Source organism: Janthinobacterium sp. GMG2 (genome assembly GCF_033949445.1).
GTDB classification, from domain to species: domain Bacteria; phylum Pseudomonadota; class Gammaproteobacteria; order Burkholderiales; family Burkholderiaceae_D; genus Janthinobacterium; species Janthinobacterium aestuarii.
The window spans coordinates 1,278,973-1,292,278 of record NZ_JAXAWA010000001.1; the positions used below are offsets into that span (position 1 = coordinate 1,278,973).

13 protein-coding genes are annotated in these 13,306 nt (G+C 63.5%); 10 read left to right on the forward strand and 3 right to left on the reverse strand.

Annotated features, from left to right (window positions below; genetic code table 11):
- Window positions 1-64 precede the first annotated feature (64 nt).
- Window positions 65-1,387 (forward strand): homoserine dehydrogenase, encoded by a 1,323-nt coding sequence (locus SKZ59_RS05705; RefSeq protein WP_070305189.1) that lies wholly within the window; start codon window positions 65-67, stop codon window positions 1,385-1,387.
- 171 nt (window positions 1,388-1,558) lie between these two features.
- On the opposite strand, the gene SKZ59_RS05710 is transcribed toward SKZ59_RS05705, so the two are convergent.
- Genes SKZ59_RS05710 through SKZ59_RS05720 form a run of 3 tightly spaced genes read right to left on the reverse strand, consistent with a single transcriptional unit; the run spans window position 1,559 to window position 4,166 of the window.
- Window positions 1,559-1,909 (reverse strand): ribonuclease E inhibitor RraB, encoded by a 351-nt coding sequence (locus SKZ59_RS05710; RefSeq protein WP_081367940.1) that lies wholly within the window; start codon window positions 1,907-1,909, stop codon window positions 1,559-1,561.
- A gap of 23 nt (window positions 1,910-1,932) precedes the next feature.
- Window positions 1,933-3,447 (reverse strand): sensor histidine kinase N-terminal domain-containing protein, encoded by a 1,515-nt coding sequence (locus tag SKZ59_RS05715; protein WP_319991045.1) that lies wholly within the window; start codon window positions 3,445-3,447, stop codon window positions 1,933-1,935.
- Window positions 3,444-4,166, reverse strand: coding sequence for a response regulator (locus SKZ59_RS05720; protein ID WP_034750889.1), 723 nt, complete (start codon window positions 4,164-4,166; stop codon window positions 3,444-3,446). Before SKZ59_RS05720 ends, SKZ59_RS05715 begins: the two co-directional genes overlap by 4 nt.
- A gap of 214 nt (window positions 4,167-4,380) precedes the next feature.
- Here SKZ59_RS05720 and SKZ59_RS05725 point away from each other — a divergent pair, with 214 nt between their 5' ends.
- From SKZ59_RS05725 to SKZ59_RS05765, 9 genes are all read left to right on the forward strand, one after another.
- Window positions 4,381-5,442, forward strand: coding sequence for a porin (locus tag SKZ59_RS05725; protein WP_128142349.1), 1,062 nt, complete (start codon window positions 4,381-4,383; stop codon window positions 5,440-5,442).
- 3 nt (window positions 5,443-5,445) lie between these two features.
- Window positions 5,446-6,441 (forward strand): Bug family tripartite tricarboxylate transporter substrate binding protein, encoded by a 996-nt coding sequence (locus SKZ59_RS05730; protein ID WP_034750417.1) that lies wholly within the window; start codon window positions 5,446-5,448, stop codon window positions 6,439-6,441.
- Window positions 6,442-6,484: 43 nt separating this feature from the next.
- Window positions 6,485-7,582 carry an ABC transporter substrate-binding protein gene (locus tag SKZ59_RS05735; protein ID WP_072452496.1) on the forward strand — a complete coding sequence of 366 codons (1,098 nt, stop codon included), beginning with the start codon at window positions 6,485-6,487 and terminating at the stop codon, window positions 7,580-7,582.
- Window positions 7,583-7,651: 69 nt separating this feature from the next.
- On the forward strand, window positions 7,652-9,442 hold the full coding sequence (locus tag SKZ59_RS05740; protein ID WP_072454034.1) for an ABC transporter permease: 1,791 nt from the start codon (window positions 7,652-7,654) through the stop codon (window positions 9,440-9,442).
- A gap of 33 nt (window positions 9,443-9,475) precedes the next feature.
- Window positions 9,476-10,549, forward strand: a complete 1,074-nt coding sequence (locus tag SKZ59_RS05745) for an ABC transporter ATP-binding protein (protein ID WP_070305197.1) — start codon at window positions 9,476-9,478, stop codon at window positions 10,547-10,549.
- A gap of 678 nt (window positions 10,550-11,227) precedes the next feature.
- Complete coding sequence (locus SKZ59_RS05750) at window positions 11,228-11,989, forward strand: beta-ketoacyl synthase chain length factor (protein WP_319991046.1); 762 nt, start codon at window positions 11,228-11,230, stop codon at window positions 11,987-11,989.
- The gene (locus SKZ59_RS05755; RefSeq protein ID WP_070305201.1) at window positions 11,982-12,773 is read left to right on the forward strand and encodes a lysophospholipid acyltransferase family protein; all 792 of its coding nucleotides are present in this window, start codon (window positions 11,982-11,984) and stop codon (window positions 12,771-12,773) included. Before SKZ59_RS05750 ends, SKZ59_RS05755 begins: the two co-directional genes overlap by 8 nt.
- Window positions 12,766-13,020 carry a phosphopantetheine-binding protein gene (locus tag SKZ59_RS05760; RefSeq protein ID WP_034750401.1) on the forward strand — a complete coding sequence of 85 codons (255 nt, stop codon included), beginning with the start codon at window positions 12,766-12,768 and terminating at the stop codon, window positions 13,018-13,020. Before SKZ59_RS05755 ends, SKZ59_RS05760 begins: the two co-directional genes overlap by 8 nt.
- Before the next feature lie 19 nt (window positions 13,021-13,039).
- A complete protein-coding gene (locus SKZ59_RS05765; protein ID WP_374106831.1) occupies window positions 13,040-13,306 on the forward strand; it encodes an acyl carrier protein in 267 nt (88 codons plus the stop codon).

A 13,306-nucleotide genomic window follows, 5' to 3' on the forward strand; every position in this document is an offset into this window, starting at 1 on the left:
CAACCATACCGATCAACCTGGCGCCGCCCAAGGGGGCGCCACTTATGAGCAGTCAAGCACAACTATGAAATCCATCAAGATCGGCCTGCTGGGCCTGGGCAATGTCGGTTACGGCACGTTCAGCGTCCTGAAACGCAACCAGGAAGAAATCAAGCGCCGCGCCGGCCGCGGCATTGAAGTCGTCGCCGTCGCCGTGCGCGACGTGGCGCGCGCCGAAGCGCTCGTCGCCGGCGGCTGCAAGGTCGTCAATGACCCGCACCTGATCGTCAACGATCCCGAGATCGACATCGTCGTCGAACTGATCGGCGGCTACGACCTGTCGAAAACCCTGGTGATGCAGGCCATCGCCAACGGCAAGCACGTGGTCACGGCCAACAAGGCCCTGCTGGCCGTGCACGGCAACGAAATCTTTGCCGCCGCCCAGGACAAGGGCGTGATGGTGGCCTTCGAAGCGGCCGTCGCCGGCGGCATCCCCATCATCAAGGCGCTGCGCGAAGGCTTGACGGCCAACCGCATCGAATGGATCGCCGGCATCATCAACGGCACCACCAATTTCATCCTGTCCGAAATGCGCGACAAGGGCCTCGATTTCGCCACCGTGCTGAAACAGGCGCAGGAACTCGGTTACGCGGAAGCCGACCCCACCTTCGACATCGAAGGCGTCGACGCCGCGCACAAGGCCACCATCATGTCGGCCATCGCCTTCGGCATCCCGGTGCAGTTCGACAAGGCCTACGTGGAAGGCATCAGCAACCTCAGTGCTGTCGACATCCGCTACGCCGAGCAGCTGGGCTACCGCATCAAGCTGCTGGGCATCACCAAGCGCGCCATCGTCAATGGCGTGGAAGGCATCGAGCTGCGCGTGCATCCGACCCTGATCCCCGCCAAGCGCCTGATCGCCAACGTGGAAGGTGCCATGAACGCCGTGCTCGTGCATGGCGACGCCGTCGGCGCCAGCCTGTACTCGGGCCGCGGCGCGGGCGCCGAGCCGACCGCTTCGTCGGTGATCGCCGACCTGGTCGACATCACGCGCCTGGCCACGGCCGACCCGGAACACCGCGTACCGCACCTGGCGTTCCAGCCGAACGCGATGACCGATATCGCCATCTTGCCGATGTCGGAAATCACCACCAGCTACTATCTGCGCATGCACGTGGCCGACCAGCCGGGCGTGCTGGCCGACCTGACGCGCATCCTGGCCGAACGCGGCATCTCGATCGACGCCATGCTGCAAAAAGAACCGGCCGAGGGCGAGACGCATACGGACATCATCATGCTGACGCACCAGACGCAGGAAAAGAACGTCACGGCCGCCATCGAGAAGATGGAAGCGTTGAATAGCGTGGTGGGCACGGTCACCAAGATCCGCCTGGAAAACCTCAGCTGAGCGTTTTCAGCGAGCCATGCAAAACGGCGCCCGCGGGCGCCGTTTTTTTATGCGTGATGTTGTCGGATTAGTGCGGCAAGGCCGGACGTAATCCGACAACATTGTTGGCGTGACCGATGGTGCTGTCGGATTACGGCCCTTTGGACCTGATCCGGCCTACGCCTACGCCGATCAAGGCGCGGGGACGGGGCCCACGTCCATGCCGTCATAGCTGGCCAGCTGGTTGTCCTGCGCAAACGCCATCAGTTCGCCATTGCGCGCATGCAGGCTGTCGACGCCATGCACTTCGGCTTTTTCCACGTGCAGCACCCACACGGGCGGAGCCGCCGGATCGTCGAGTTCCGGCTGGTACAGTTCCACGGGCCGGTAGCCCTGCAGCGCCAGCAGGGTGGCGGCCTGCTCCAGCGGTTCGGAGGTGGGGTTGGTGAAGTAATAGCCCCACAGCAGCGGCTGGGACAAATCCCACGGCGCATTCTCGGCGATATTGGCAAACAGTTCGGTTACGTCGTCTTTGGTCATCATGGCTGCGGGCTTTCATTAAAATCTCAGGGCGCGATCTTAGCACCGACTGGCGCCGGGGCGAAATACACGCCGACTTTCAATCCATGCCCATTCGCCGCCGTCGCCAGTTCCAGCCGGGCGCCGTGCAGGGCCGCGATGTCGCGCACGATGGCCAGGCCCAGGCCGGCGCCGCCAGGGTTGCTCTCGAGCGCCGCGCCGACCCGGTAGAACGGCGTGAACACGCGTTCGCGTTCCGCGGGGGGGATGCCGGCGCCGCTGTCTTCCACTTCCAGCAGCGTTTCGTTTCCATCGCCGCCCGCGCGCACGCGCAGGATTACGCTGCCACCCGGTGGCGTGTAGCGCAGGGCATTGTCGACCAGATTGGCGACCAGTTCATGCAGCAGCAGGGCCTGGCCATGCACGGGCGCTTCGTCGGGCGCTTCCAGCGACAGGTCGATATTTTTGGCGACGGCGGCCATGGCCATTTCCAGTCCTACCTGCTGCGCCATGTCGCGCAGGGCGACGGTGTCCATGGCCAGATTCTCGCCGCCATGCTCGATGCGCGCCAGGGTCAGCAGGCGGTTGGCCAGCAGCACGGTCGAATCGGTGGTGACGGCGATCGAGCGCACGATGTCGCGCAGGGCGGCGATGTCCGGCGGCGCGCCCGCCTGGCGGTCGCATTCGCGCATGGCCAGTTCGGCCTGGGTTTTCAGCACCGTCAACGGCGTGCGCAGCTGGTGCGAGGCGTCGGCGATGAAGCGGCGCTGGCTGGCGATCAGCTGCTGCAGGCGCGACATGGCGCCGTTCATGGCGCTCACCAGCGGGCGCATTTCCTTGTGCACCAGCGTGGGATCGACGTCGGACAGGTCGGACAGGGTGCGCGTCTCGACTTCCGTTTTCAGGCGCATCAGCGGGCGCAGCACCAGGCGCACGGCAAACCACACGAGGGCGCCCATCACCAGTATCATCGCCGCCTGCCAGCTCAGGGTATCGAACAGGATCTGGTTCGACAGGCCGCGCCGCGCGTCCAGCGTTTCGGCCACCTGGATCAGGGTGATGCCGCGCATCGAGTCGTCATACACGGGCTGCAGCAGGGCGGCAATGCGGATCGGCTTGCCGTGATAGTCGGCGTGGTAGAAGCGCACCAGGGCCGGATAATTTTGCGAGCGGGGCACGTTTTTCGGCACGGGCGGCAAGTCGCCATAGCCCGATACCAGCTCGCCGTTGATGCCCGTGACCTTGTAGTAGATGCGGCCCAGGGTGTCGGTCTCGAAGCTGTCGAGCGCCACGTAGGGCACTTCGGCCACCACCTTGCCGTTGACGATGGAGACTCTTTCGGCCAGCGCCCGCGTCGACGCCAGCAAGGAGCGGTCATAGGCCATGTCGGCCGCGTCGAGCGCGTTGCGGTACACAAAAACGGCATCGAGCAGCACCAGCATCACCAGCGGGATGAGCAGCCAGCGCAGCAGCTGGCTGCGCAGGCTGCCCAGCGGCCGGCCCTGCGCCCAGCGCCGGCGCAGGCGCTCGAACAGGGGCAGGCTTGGGGCGCGCACGCTCATTTTGACGCGGCCGGCGCCATCGCGCTGCGCGGCTGCAGCAGGTAGCCGATGCCGCGCAGGGTGGTGATGACGGCACCGTCGGGCGAACCGGTTTCGACGCCGCTCTCGAGTTTCTTGCGCACGCGGTGGATATACAGTTCGATGGCGTCCAGGTTGGCGTCGTCGGCCAGCGCGAAGACTTCGTCGAACAGCTTTTCCTTCGACACTGCGCGCCCGGAGCGCGTGATCAGCGCTTCGAGCACGGCGTGTTCGCGCGGCGTCAGGGGGAAAGGGGCGCCGGCATAGCTGAACATGCGCGTGACGGTGTCGAAACTGAGCGCGCCGCAGGTGTGCACGAGCGCTTCGTTGCCCTGGCTGCGGCGCAGCAGGGCTTTTACGCGCGCTTCGAGTTCGGCCAGTTCGAACGGCTTGGCCATGTAGTCGTCGGCACCCAGGTTCAGGCCCTGCACTTTTTCATCGAGGCCGCCGCGCGCCGTGAGTATCATGACGGGAGTCTTGCCGCGCGTGCCGCCGCGCGCGCGCAGGCGGCGCAGCACGTCCAGGCCATCCATCTTCGGCAGGGTCAGGTCGAGCAGCACCAATGAATATTCCTGCGTATGCAGCAGGGCGTCGGCATCGGCGCCGTTGTGGGCGGTCTCCACCGTCAGGTGCGCGTCGCGCAGGGCCTTTGCCAGCCAGTGCGACAGCTCCAGATGGTCTTCCACTAATAATATGCGCATGGTCTCCGCCATTCGTTTGAATTGGTGCAGTGTAAGCCTGTCGGCACGCCGCCGACAGGGGCCGCAATGAATTTGTTGGTATTGCCTGTGGCTGGCCGGCGACACCTGTCAGTCTGAAAGCCAATTGAAAGGATCGCGATCATATAGTGTGATCCTGATTCATGAAATTGATCAGGCATATCACTAATAACTATATCTAAGGGAGACACTCTACATGAAGAAAACTGCATTCTCGCTGGCCGCCATGGCGGTACTCGCCGCAGCCGGCAGCGCCCACGCCCAATCGAACGTCACCCTGTACGGCCGTCTTGACGCCGGCATCAGCAACACCAGCAACGCCGGTCCGAACAAAAGCTCGATGACGCAAGTCAGTTCCGGCGGCATGAACACGTCGCGCTGGGGCATCCTGGGCAGCGAAGACCTGGGCGGTGGCTTGAAAGCCGTGTTCAATCTGGAAGGCGGCATCCTCGTCGACACGGGCGCGGCCGACGGCGCGCTGTTCAAGCGCCAGGCCAACGTGGGCCTGGAAGGCGCGTTTGGCCGCGTCGTACTGGGACGTTCGTTCACCACCGTGTATGACTTCGTGCTGCCATTCGACCCGATGGCCTATGCGCCGTTCTACTCGTGGGCCACTTCGGCCAACGCGACGGGCCCGAGCAAATACGGCATGACGACGGCCTTCGACAATATGGTCAAGTACTCGGGCAAGACGGGCGGCTTCAGCTACGGCGCATCGTACGGCTTCGGCGAACAGTCGACGGGCAGCTCGGACAGCGCCAAGCTGTCGACGGCCGTCACCTACAAGACCGGTCCGGTCAGCCTGCTGGCCACGTATGAACAGGTCAACGGCAACACCATCGCCGGCGGCGCGCGTGACAAGACCACCGTCTACCACCTGGGCGCGATGTACGACGACGGCCCGTGGAAAGTGCAGGCGGCGGCGCGCGACTACAAGCTCGATCCGGCTGCCTCCGGCAAGGCCGACGTGCGCGGCACCATGTACTGGGGCGGCGTCAGCTACAAGACCACACCGGTCATCACCCTGACGGGCGTGATCTACTACCAGGACGTGAAGAACGTGGCCGCCAACCTCGATGCCGATCCGATCATGTACGTGGCGCGCGTGCGCTATGCCCTGTCCAAGCGCACCGACCTGTACGTGGCCGGCGCTTACGCCAAGGCCAAGCACAACCAGCTGGTCAGCCTGTCGCGTGACGACGCCGGTTTCGGCGACACGCAGCGTGGCCTGATCGCCGGCATCCAGCACCGCTTCTAAGGCATGACGATGCTGCGCACCGTGTTCCTGTCGCTGCTGTTGTTGTCCGCGCTGCTGCCGGCGCTGGCAACGGCCGCCGCGCCTGAAGTCGACTGCGTGGTGCCGTCCAAGCCGGGCGGCGCCATGGACCTGACCTGCAAGCTGGCGCAGAAAGGGCTGCTGCAGCCCGATCCGGCGGTGGCGGCGCCGTTCGCGTCCTCGGTGCGCATCAGCTATCTGCCGGGCGGTATCGGTGCGGTGGCGTGGCGTTCGATGGGTTCGCAGCGCCGGCGTGCCGAAGCCAACACCTTGGTGGTGTTTTCGGGCGGCTCGCTGCTGAACCTGGCGCAGGGCAAGTTTGGCAACGCCAAGACGGGCGACGTGCGCTGGGTGGCGGCGCTGGGCGCCGACTACGGCATGATCGCCGTGCGCAGCGACTCGCCCTACAAGAGCCTGGCCGACCTGATCGCCGCGCTCAAGCGCCACCCCGACAAGGTGCTGATCGGCGTGTCCGGCACTATCGGCAGCCAGGACTGGCTGAAGATGGCGCTGGTGGCGCGCAAGGCCGGCATCGACCCGAAAGTGCTGCGCTTCGTGGCGCTGGAAGGCGGCGGCGAGATATTCACGGCGATGCAGGCCGATTACGTGCAGGTGATGTCGGGCGATACGTCGGAGGCGACCCTGAACGCGGGAGACAGCCATGCGCGGGTGCTGGCGGTGCTGTCGGAAAAGCGCCTGCCCGGCGTGCTGGCCAGCGTGCCGACGGCGCGCGAGCAGGGCGTCGACGTGGTCTGGCCCATCATCCGCGGCCTGTGGATGGGGCCACAGGTGCCGGAAGCCGATTACCAGCGCTGGGTGGCCACGTTCGACCGTGCCATGGCCACGCCGCAGTTTGCCCAGTGGCGCACGCAATCGGGCATGTATCCGTTCGCGCTGACGGGCGACAAATTGACGCAGTACGTGAACCAGGCAGTCGAACGCTACTCCAGGCAGGCGGCCGAACTGGGCCTGATGCGCTGAATCGAATAGCAAACCATACAACAATCACAGACGGAGACAAACCATGCAAACCAAGACCATTCTCGCCATCGCCCTGGCAGCCGCTTTCGCGGGCAGCACCGGCGCCGCTTTCGCCCAGGTGCCGGCAGGTTATCCGGCCGACTACCAGAAGATCATCGACGCGGCCAAGAAGGAAGGCAAGGTGGTGATCTACAGCGCCACCGACAGCAAGGCCGCCGCGCCGCTGATCAAGGATTTCAGCGCCCTGTATCCGGGCATCTCGGTCGAATACAACGACATGAATTCGACGGAAGTGTATAACCGCTTCATTTCAGAAGTGGCCGCCGGCGGCAATACGGCCGACGTGATGTGGTCGTCGGCGATGGACTTGCAGATGCGCCTGGCCTCGGACGGCTACGCCCTGAAATACAAGTCGGTCGAAGCGGCCAAGATCCCCGGCTGGGCCATGTGGGACGACCAGGCTTACGGCACCACTTTCGAGCCTGCCGCCATCGTCTACAACAAGCGTTTGCTCGACCCGAAGGAAGTACCGAAGAACCACGACGACTTCGTCAAGCTGATCGCCACGCCGAAATTCAAGGACAAGGTCACCACCTACGACATCGAAAAGTCGGGCGTGGGCTTCATGTTCATGTCGCAGGATGCGAAGGAATATCCGCAGTTCCTGGCGCTGCAAAACGCGTTCGGCACGGCCAAGGTGCGCGTGCAGTCGTCGACGGGCACCATGATGGAACGCATTTCGTCGGGTGAAAACCTGATCGGCTATAACGTGCTGGGCTCCTACGCCCTGGTGCGCGCCAAGACCGACCCGTCGATCGGCGTGGTGCTGCCCAAGGATTACACGCTGATCCTGTCGCGCGTGCAGTTCATCAACAAGAACGCGAAGAACGTCAACGCCAGCAAGCTGTGGCTCGACTACATCCTGTCGCACCGCGGCCAGACCATCATCGCGAACGGCGCCAAGCTGTACGCGATTCGCGCCGACGTCACGGGCGAGACCACCTCGGCGGACCTGATCAAGGAAATCGGCGCGGCCAACATCAAGCCGGTGCCGGTGCACCCGATCATCCTGCAATTCCTGGGGCCAGCCAAGCGCATGGCCTTCTTGAAGCAATGGAAAGAAACAGCCGGCAAAAAATAATGCCGTCCTGGCCGTCCGCAGGCGCGTGCCTGCGGACGGATGCCGTACCCTTCATTCATTGGATTCATCATGCAAACTGCTATCTTGCCGCTGCCTGCACGGTCGCGCTCTCCCTTGTCGCGCCTGAACTGGCCGCGCGGCGTGGTCGTGGCGATCACCATGGTCGCCATTTTCCTGCCGCTGTTCCTGATTTTTTACCAGAGCTTTTTGAACGCGCCGTTTTTCATGCCGGTGCGCGAATTCGGCTTTGACTCCTACCGTTTCATCTTCGATGATCCCGATTTCTCGATGGCCTTCAAGAATGGCCTGATGCTTGCCTGCGGCTTGACCGTCATCGCCGTGCCGCTGGGCGGCATGCTGGCCTTCCTGATGGTGCGCACCGACTTGCCGGGCCGCGGCTGGGTGGCGCCCATGCTGCTGGTGCCGATCTTTGTCTCGCCGATGGTGATGGGTTTTGGCTACGTCGTGTCGATGGGGCCCGTGGGCTTCTACTCGGTCTGGGCCAAGGAGCTGTTCGGCTTCGTGCCCTGGAATATTTATTCCTTCACCAGCATCGTCATCATCGCCGGCCTGACGCACGTGCCGCACGTCTACCTGTATGCCTCGTCGGCCCTGAAAAGCCTGGGTTCGGACGTGGAAGAAGCGGCCCGCGTGGCCGGCGCTTCACCGGTGCAGGTCATGCTGAACGTGTCGCTGCCGATGATCATGCCGGCGCTGGCGTATGCGGGCGTGCTGGTGTTCTTCCTCGGCTTCGAAGTATTCGGCCTGGTGCTGGTGCTCGGCGATCCGGAAGGCCACCTGGTGCTGCCGACCTATCTGTACAAGCTGACCAACAAACTGGGTACGCCGTCGTACCACCTGATGGCCGCCGTCGCCGTCTGTCTGGTGATGGTGACCATGCCGCTGGTGATGATACAGCGCTGGCTGCTCAAGTCCGCCAACAAATATGTGTCGATCAAGGGCAAGGGCGCGCGCAGCAAGGCCATGCCGCTGGGCCGCTGGAAGTGGCTGGCGTTTGCCTTGCTGGCGGGCTGGCTGATCTTCACCATCATCCTGCCGCTGACGGGCATCGTGCTGCGCTCCTTCGTGCAGTACTGGGGCGAGGGCGTGCACCTGGCCGACGTGCTGACCTTGCAGCATTTCCGCGATATTTTCGACCAGCCATCGCTGGTGCGCGGCATCGTCAACACGATCCTGATCGGCGTTGTTGGCGGCGCGCTGGCCGTGGGCTGCTACAGCTTCATCGCGCTGGCCATGCACCGCAAGCAGGACGGCGTCACGCGCCTGCTCGATTACAGCGTGCTGGTGCCGCGCGCCGTGCCGGGTTTGCTGGCCGGCCTGTCGTTCTTGTGGGTGTTCCTGTTCGTGCCGGCCTGGCTCGACGGCATGTTGAAAGGCATGGATAACGGCGTGGCTCTGTGGCTGAGCGGCCATGTGATTCCCGTGCTGCGCGAAGTGCGCTCGACGATCTTCGCCCTGTGGCTCGCGTATTCGGTGGTGTGGATGGCCTACGGCATGCGTTTGATTTCCACCGCGCTGCTGCAAGTGGGGCCGGAGCTGGAAGAGGCGGCGCGCGCCGTCGGCGCCAACCGCGGCCAGGTGACGCGCGACGTGACCCTGCCGCTGATCAAATACGGCTTGCTGGGTGCCTGGCTGATGGTGTTCCTGATCTTCGAGCGCGAATATTCGACGGGCGTATATCTGCTCTCGCCGGGCACGGAAGTGATCGGCGCCATGCTGGTATCGCTGTGGGCGGGCGGCTCGACCGACCTGGTGGCGGCGCTGTCCTTCATCAATATCACCCTGGTGGCCATCGGCCTGGGCATCGCGCTGCGCTTCGGCGTGAAGTTACACAACTGAGTTGCATAACTAAGAATAGACTGAGACCACATCATGAATGAATTGACCGTCAATGAGCTGTACCTGGACTACGGCACCGGCGCCTCCGCCAACCAGATCCTGAAGGGTGTCTCGATGCACCTGAAAAAAGGCGAAGTGGTCGCCCTGCTGGGGCCTTCGGGCAGCGGCAAGACCACCTTGCTGCGCGCCGTCGCCGGGCTGGAAAGCCCGAAGGCGGGCACGATCGAGATCGGCGAGCGCAATGTCTTCGATGGCGCGAAGCATTTCGAAATGCCGGCCGAGCACCGCAACCTGGGGCTGGTGTTCCAGTCGTACGCGCTGTGGCCGCACAAGACCGTGTTCGACAACGTCGCCTACGGCCTCAAATTGCGCAAGATGGGCAGCACGGAAATCGCCGCGCGCATCAAGGAAGTATTGACGCAGCTGGGCCTGGGCCACCTGGGCGAGCGCTATCCGCACCAGCTGTCCGGCGGCCAGCAGCAGCGCGTGGCGATCGCCCGTGCGCTGGTGTACAACCCGCCCGTGATCCTGCTCGACGAACCGCTGTCGAACCTGGACGCCAAGCTGCGCGAGGAAGCGCGCGCCTTCCTGCGCGAACTGATCGTGCGCCTGGGCCTGTCCGCGTTGATGGTGACGCATGACCAGGGCGAGGCGATGGCCATTTCCGACCGCATTCTGCTGCTCAATAACGGCAAGATCGAGCAGCAGGGCACGCCGCAAAGCATGTATGAAACGCCGGACACCCTGTTCACGGCCGAATTCATGGGCAGTAACAACCGCTTGCCCGGCAAGGTGGTGCAGCGCGAAGGCAACCAGGTGCGCCTGCTGGTCGATGGCGCCTCCATGCAGGGCGTGGCGCGCGGCGCCAACGTGGGCACGGAAGTGACCACCATGATCCGTGTCGAGGAAGTGAAGATCAGCGCCACGCAGGTGGACAACGCCATCGAGCTGCCGCTGCTGACCTGCATGTACCTGGGCGACCGCTGGGAATGCCTGTTCGAGCGCGGCGGCGCCGAGAACATCAGCCTGCGCGCCTATTCGCGCCACAAGCTCGAAGCGGGCAAGTACTGGCTGCACATGCCGGCCGATAAGCTCTGGGTGTTTTAAAGGTACCGCGGTGGCCACCTTGGCGCGCAGTCTGTGCCGCGCTGGCCACCGGTTTTGCATCGCCCCCGTATTTCACGGCGCCCGTGCCGGCCTTCCTCATATGCCGTGATCGCCGGCGCCGTGCCGTTCACGCTGGCGCCATGCCACCGCCTTCTTTGCCATGGCCGTGGATGGCACTGCTGGCCGCTCCATTCTTTTCCCTGCTGACAAGACAACGCCGCCTGAGTTGAATCGGCCGGCTGAAACTCGCATAAAGCAAACGCTCTGTATTGCCCTTGCCGCGCGCCCTTTAATCCTCGCTGCCGCCATGCGCGGGTAATATGGGGGCGCCGTTGCGCCATGCCGCATGTGTTATCTAAAAACAACGCTCTTATGTGTCGCATGCCCGGCTTGTCTTGATCATGGATAAAAAAACACCCGTTCCGAGAATGCCGATGGTTTGCCGGAAAAGGCTGATTTTTCCATCGGAAGAGAATGGATACGAGTGTTACAAATAGTAACTAGGGCGGGGTATTCTTTAAAAGACGGGTTTTGTATTTACATTTAAAAAGTTGCCGCATGGCCATTTATTTTAGTTATTTTTACTTCCATCGTTTATAATTTGAAAAGAACGCCGGCGAGGCTTTTTGCGCAGTTTTGACGTGAGTTCGCCCTTTTTTTGAGCTCAGGAAAATGCATATGCGCACCGATGGTGTCCGTTTTTCAATTGTCAGACATGCCGCATGGGCACCGGGCCTGGAAACGCCGCAGCAATGGCAGGCGTGGGCGCAAAGCGCCCTGCCCGTCGCGCCGATTGCCGCTGCTGGCGAGCCGGGCGTGCGTGCGATGGCGCCGATGCTGCGCCGCCGCGCCGGTCAGCTGGGCAAGATGGCGCTCGAAGTGGCGTACACCTGCCTCGGCGAACAGCGCGATATTCCGCTCGTCTTTTGTTCCCGCCACGGCGAGGTGGCGCGCGCCGTCGAACTGTTGTCGGCGCTGGCCCAGGGCGAACCCCTGTCGCCGACGGCGTTCGGCATGGCCGTGCACAATGCCAGCGCAGGCCTGTTTTCCATCGCTCGCGCCGATACGGCGAATCAGCTGGCCATCGCCGCCGGTGCGGCCAGCCTCGAAGCCGCGGTGATCGAGGCGTGCGGCTTGCTGGCCGATGGCGCGGCGCAGGTATTGCTGGTGCTGGCGGAGTGTCCCTTGCCAGTGCCATTTGAAGCTTTTGAAGACTGTCACGAGCAATCGCATGCGTTTGCCTGGCTGCTGCAGGCCGAGGCTGCCCCGGGCACCGCTTTCAGCCTGACGTGTCGTCCCCGCAGCGGTGATGATGCGTTGGCGGCTGCCCCCGGCGCCATGCCGGGCAGCCTGGCCGTGTTGCGATTCATGCTCGGCGAGGCCCGCACGTTCGTGCACGCGGCCAACCGCCAGGCATGGTGCTGGAGCCGCCATGCATAAGCTGGAGGCTGTTCGCGCCGGCATATCGATAGGCTGGCGCACGATCGCGACCGCGCTCAGTTTCGCCGCCTTCGGCCTCGGTGGCTTGCTGTTGCGCGTGCTGGTGTTCCCCGTGCTGCAGGTGCTGGTGTGGCGGCGCGACACGCGCATCGCCTGCGCGCGCGCCATCATCCGCTGGAGTTTTCGCCTGTATATCGGCCTGATGCGTTTTCTCGGCGTGCTGCGCTATGACTTGCGCGGTCTCGACAAGCTGGAACGCGGCGGCTTGCTGATCCTGGCCAATCATCCGACCCTGATCGACACGATTTTCCTGATGGCGTATGTCAAGCAGGCCGATTGCATCGTCAAGTCCGATTTGTGGAATAACCCGTTTACGGGCGGCCCCGTGCGCGCGGCCGGCTATATCAATAACACGGGCGGCGCCGAACTGGTGGACGCCTGCCTGGCATCGCTGGAGCGCGGCAATAACCTGATCATTTTCCCGGAAGGCACGCGCACGCCATGCAGCGGCGAAGTCGTGCTGAAGCGGGGCGCGGCGAATATCGCCGTGCGCGGCCGCCGCGACGTGACGCCGGTGCTGATACGTTGCCTGCCCAGGACCCTGGGCAAGGGCGAGCCATGGTGGCGCGTGCCGGCCCGCCGTGCGCATTTCGAGATCGCCGTGCAGGACGACCTGGCGATCGGCGAGTTTACCGGCGGTGGCGCCAGCGACGTGATGGCGGCGCGCACCTTGACCACTCATCTGCAACATTACTTTAGCGGGAAACAGGAACAACATGCTTGAACAAGAAGTGAAGGAACTGATCATCGAGGCGCTGCAACTGGAAGACGTGAGCGCTGCCGATATCGATACGGATGCACCCCTGTTTGTCGAGGGCCTGGGACTCGATTCGATCGATGCGCTGGAACTGGGCGTCGCCCTGCAAAAAAAATATGGCATTTCCCTGTCGGCCGATTCGGCCGATACGCGCCGCCACTTTGCCTCGGTACGGGCGCTGGCGGCGATGGTTGACACTCACAGAAAGAAGTAAGGAGCAGCAAATGGTAGATATGAGCGCAATGAGCCGCGATGAACTGTACGCATGGGTGGTGCAGCTGCTGGCCGAAATGTTCGAGCTCGATCCGGCGGCGCTGACGCCGCAATCGAATCTGTACGCCGAACTCGATATCGACAGCATCGACGCGGTCGACCTGGCGGTCAAGCTGAAGCAGCTGACGGGCAAGCGCCTGCAGCCGGAAGTATTCAAGACCATCCGCACGATCGACGATGTGGTCGAAGCGCTGCGCGCGATGTCGGTGTCGGAACAGGCGGCGTAA

Coding starts and splice junctions, on each gene's coding strand:
- SKZ59_RS05735 (WP_072452496.1), top strand. CDS start 6,485: ATGCAAACCAAGACCATTCTCGCCATCGCCCTGGCAGCCGCTTTCGCG.
- SKZ59_RS05710 (WP_081367940.1), bottom strand. CDS start 1,909: ATGATGACCAAAGACGACGTAACCGAACTGTTTGCCAATATCGCCGAG.
- SKZ59_RS05705 (WP_070305189.1), top strand. CDS start 65: ATGAAATCCATCAAGATCGGCCTGCTGGGCCTGGGCAATGTCGGTTAC.
- SKZ59_RS05715 (WP_319991045.1), bottom strand. CDS start 3,447: ATGAGCGTGCGCGCCCCAAGCCTGCCCCTGTTCGAGCGCCTGCGCCGG.
- SKZ59_RS05725 (WP_128142349.1), top strand. CDS start 4,381: ATGAAGAAAACTGCATTCTCGCTGGCCGCCATGGCGGTACTCGCCGCA.
- SKZ59_RS05745 (WP_070305197.1), top strand. CDS start 9,476: ATGAATGAATTGACCGTCAATGAGCTGTACCTGGACTACGGCACCGGC.
- SKZ59_RS05730 (WP_034750417.1), top strand. CDS start 5,446: ATGACGATGCTGCGCACCGTGTTCCTGTCGCTGCTGTTGTTGTCCGCG.
- SKZ59_RS05720 (WP_034750889.1), bottom strand. CDS start 4,166: ATGCGCATATTATTAGTGGAAGACCATCTGGAGCTGTCGCACTGGCTG.
- SKZ59_RS05760 (WP_034750401.1), top strand. CDS start 12,766: ATGCTTGAACAAGAAGTGAAGGAACTGATCATCGAGGCGCTGCAACTG.
- SKZ59_RS05765 (WP_374106831.1), top strand. CDS start 13,040: ATGAGCGCAATGAGCCGCGATGAACTGTACGCATGGGTGGTGCAGCTG.
- SKZ59_RS05740 (WP_072454034.1), top strand. CDS start 7,652: ATGCAAACTGCTATCTTGCCGCTGCCTGCACGGTCGCGCTCTCCCTTG.
- SKZ59_RS05750 (WP_319991046.1), top strand. CDS start 11,228: ATGCGCACCGATGGTGTCCGTTTTTCAATTGTCAGACATGCCGCATGG.
- SKZ59_RS05755 (WP_070305201.1), top strand. CDS start 11,982: ATGCATAAGCTGGAGGCTGTTCGCGCCGGCATATCGATAGGCTGGCGC.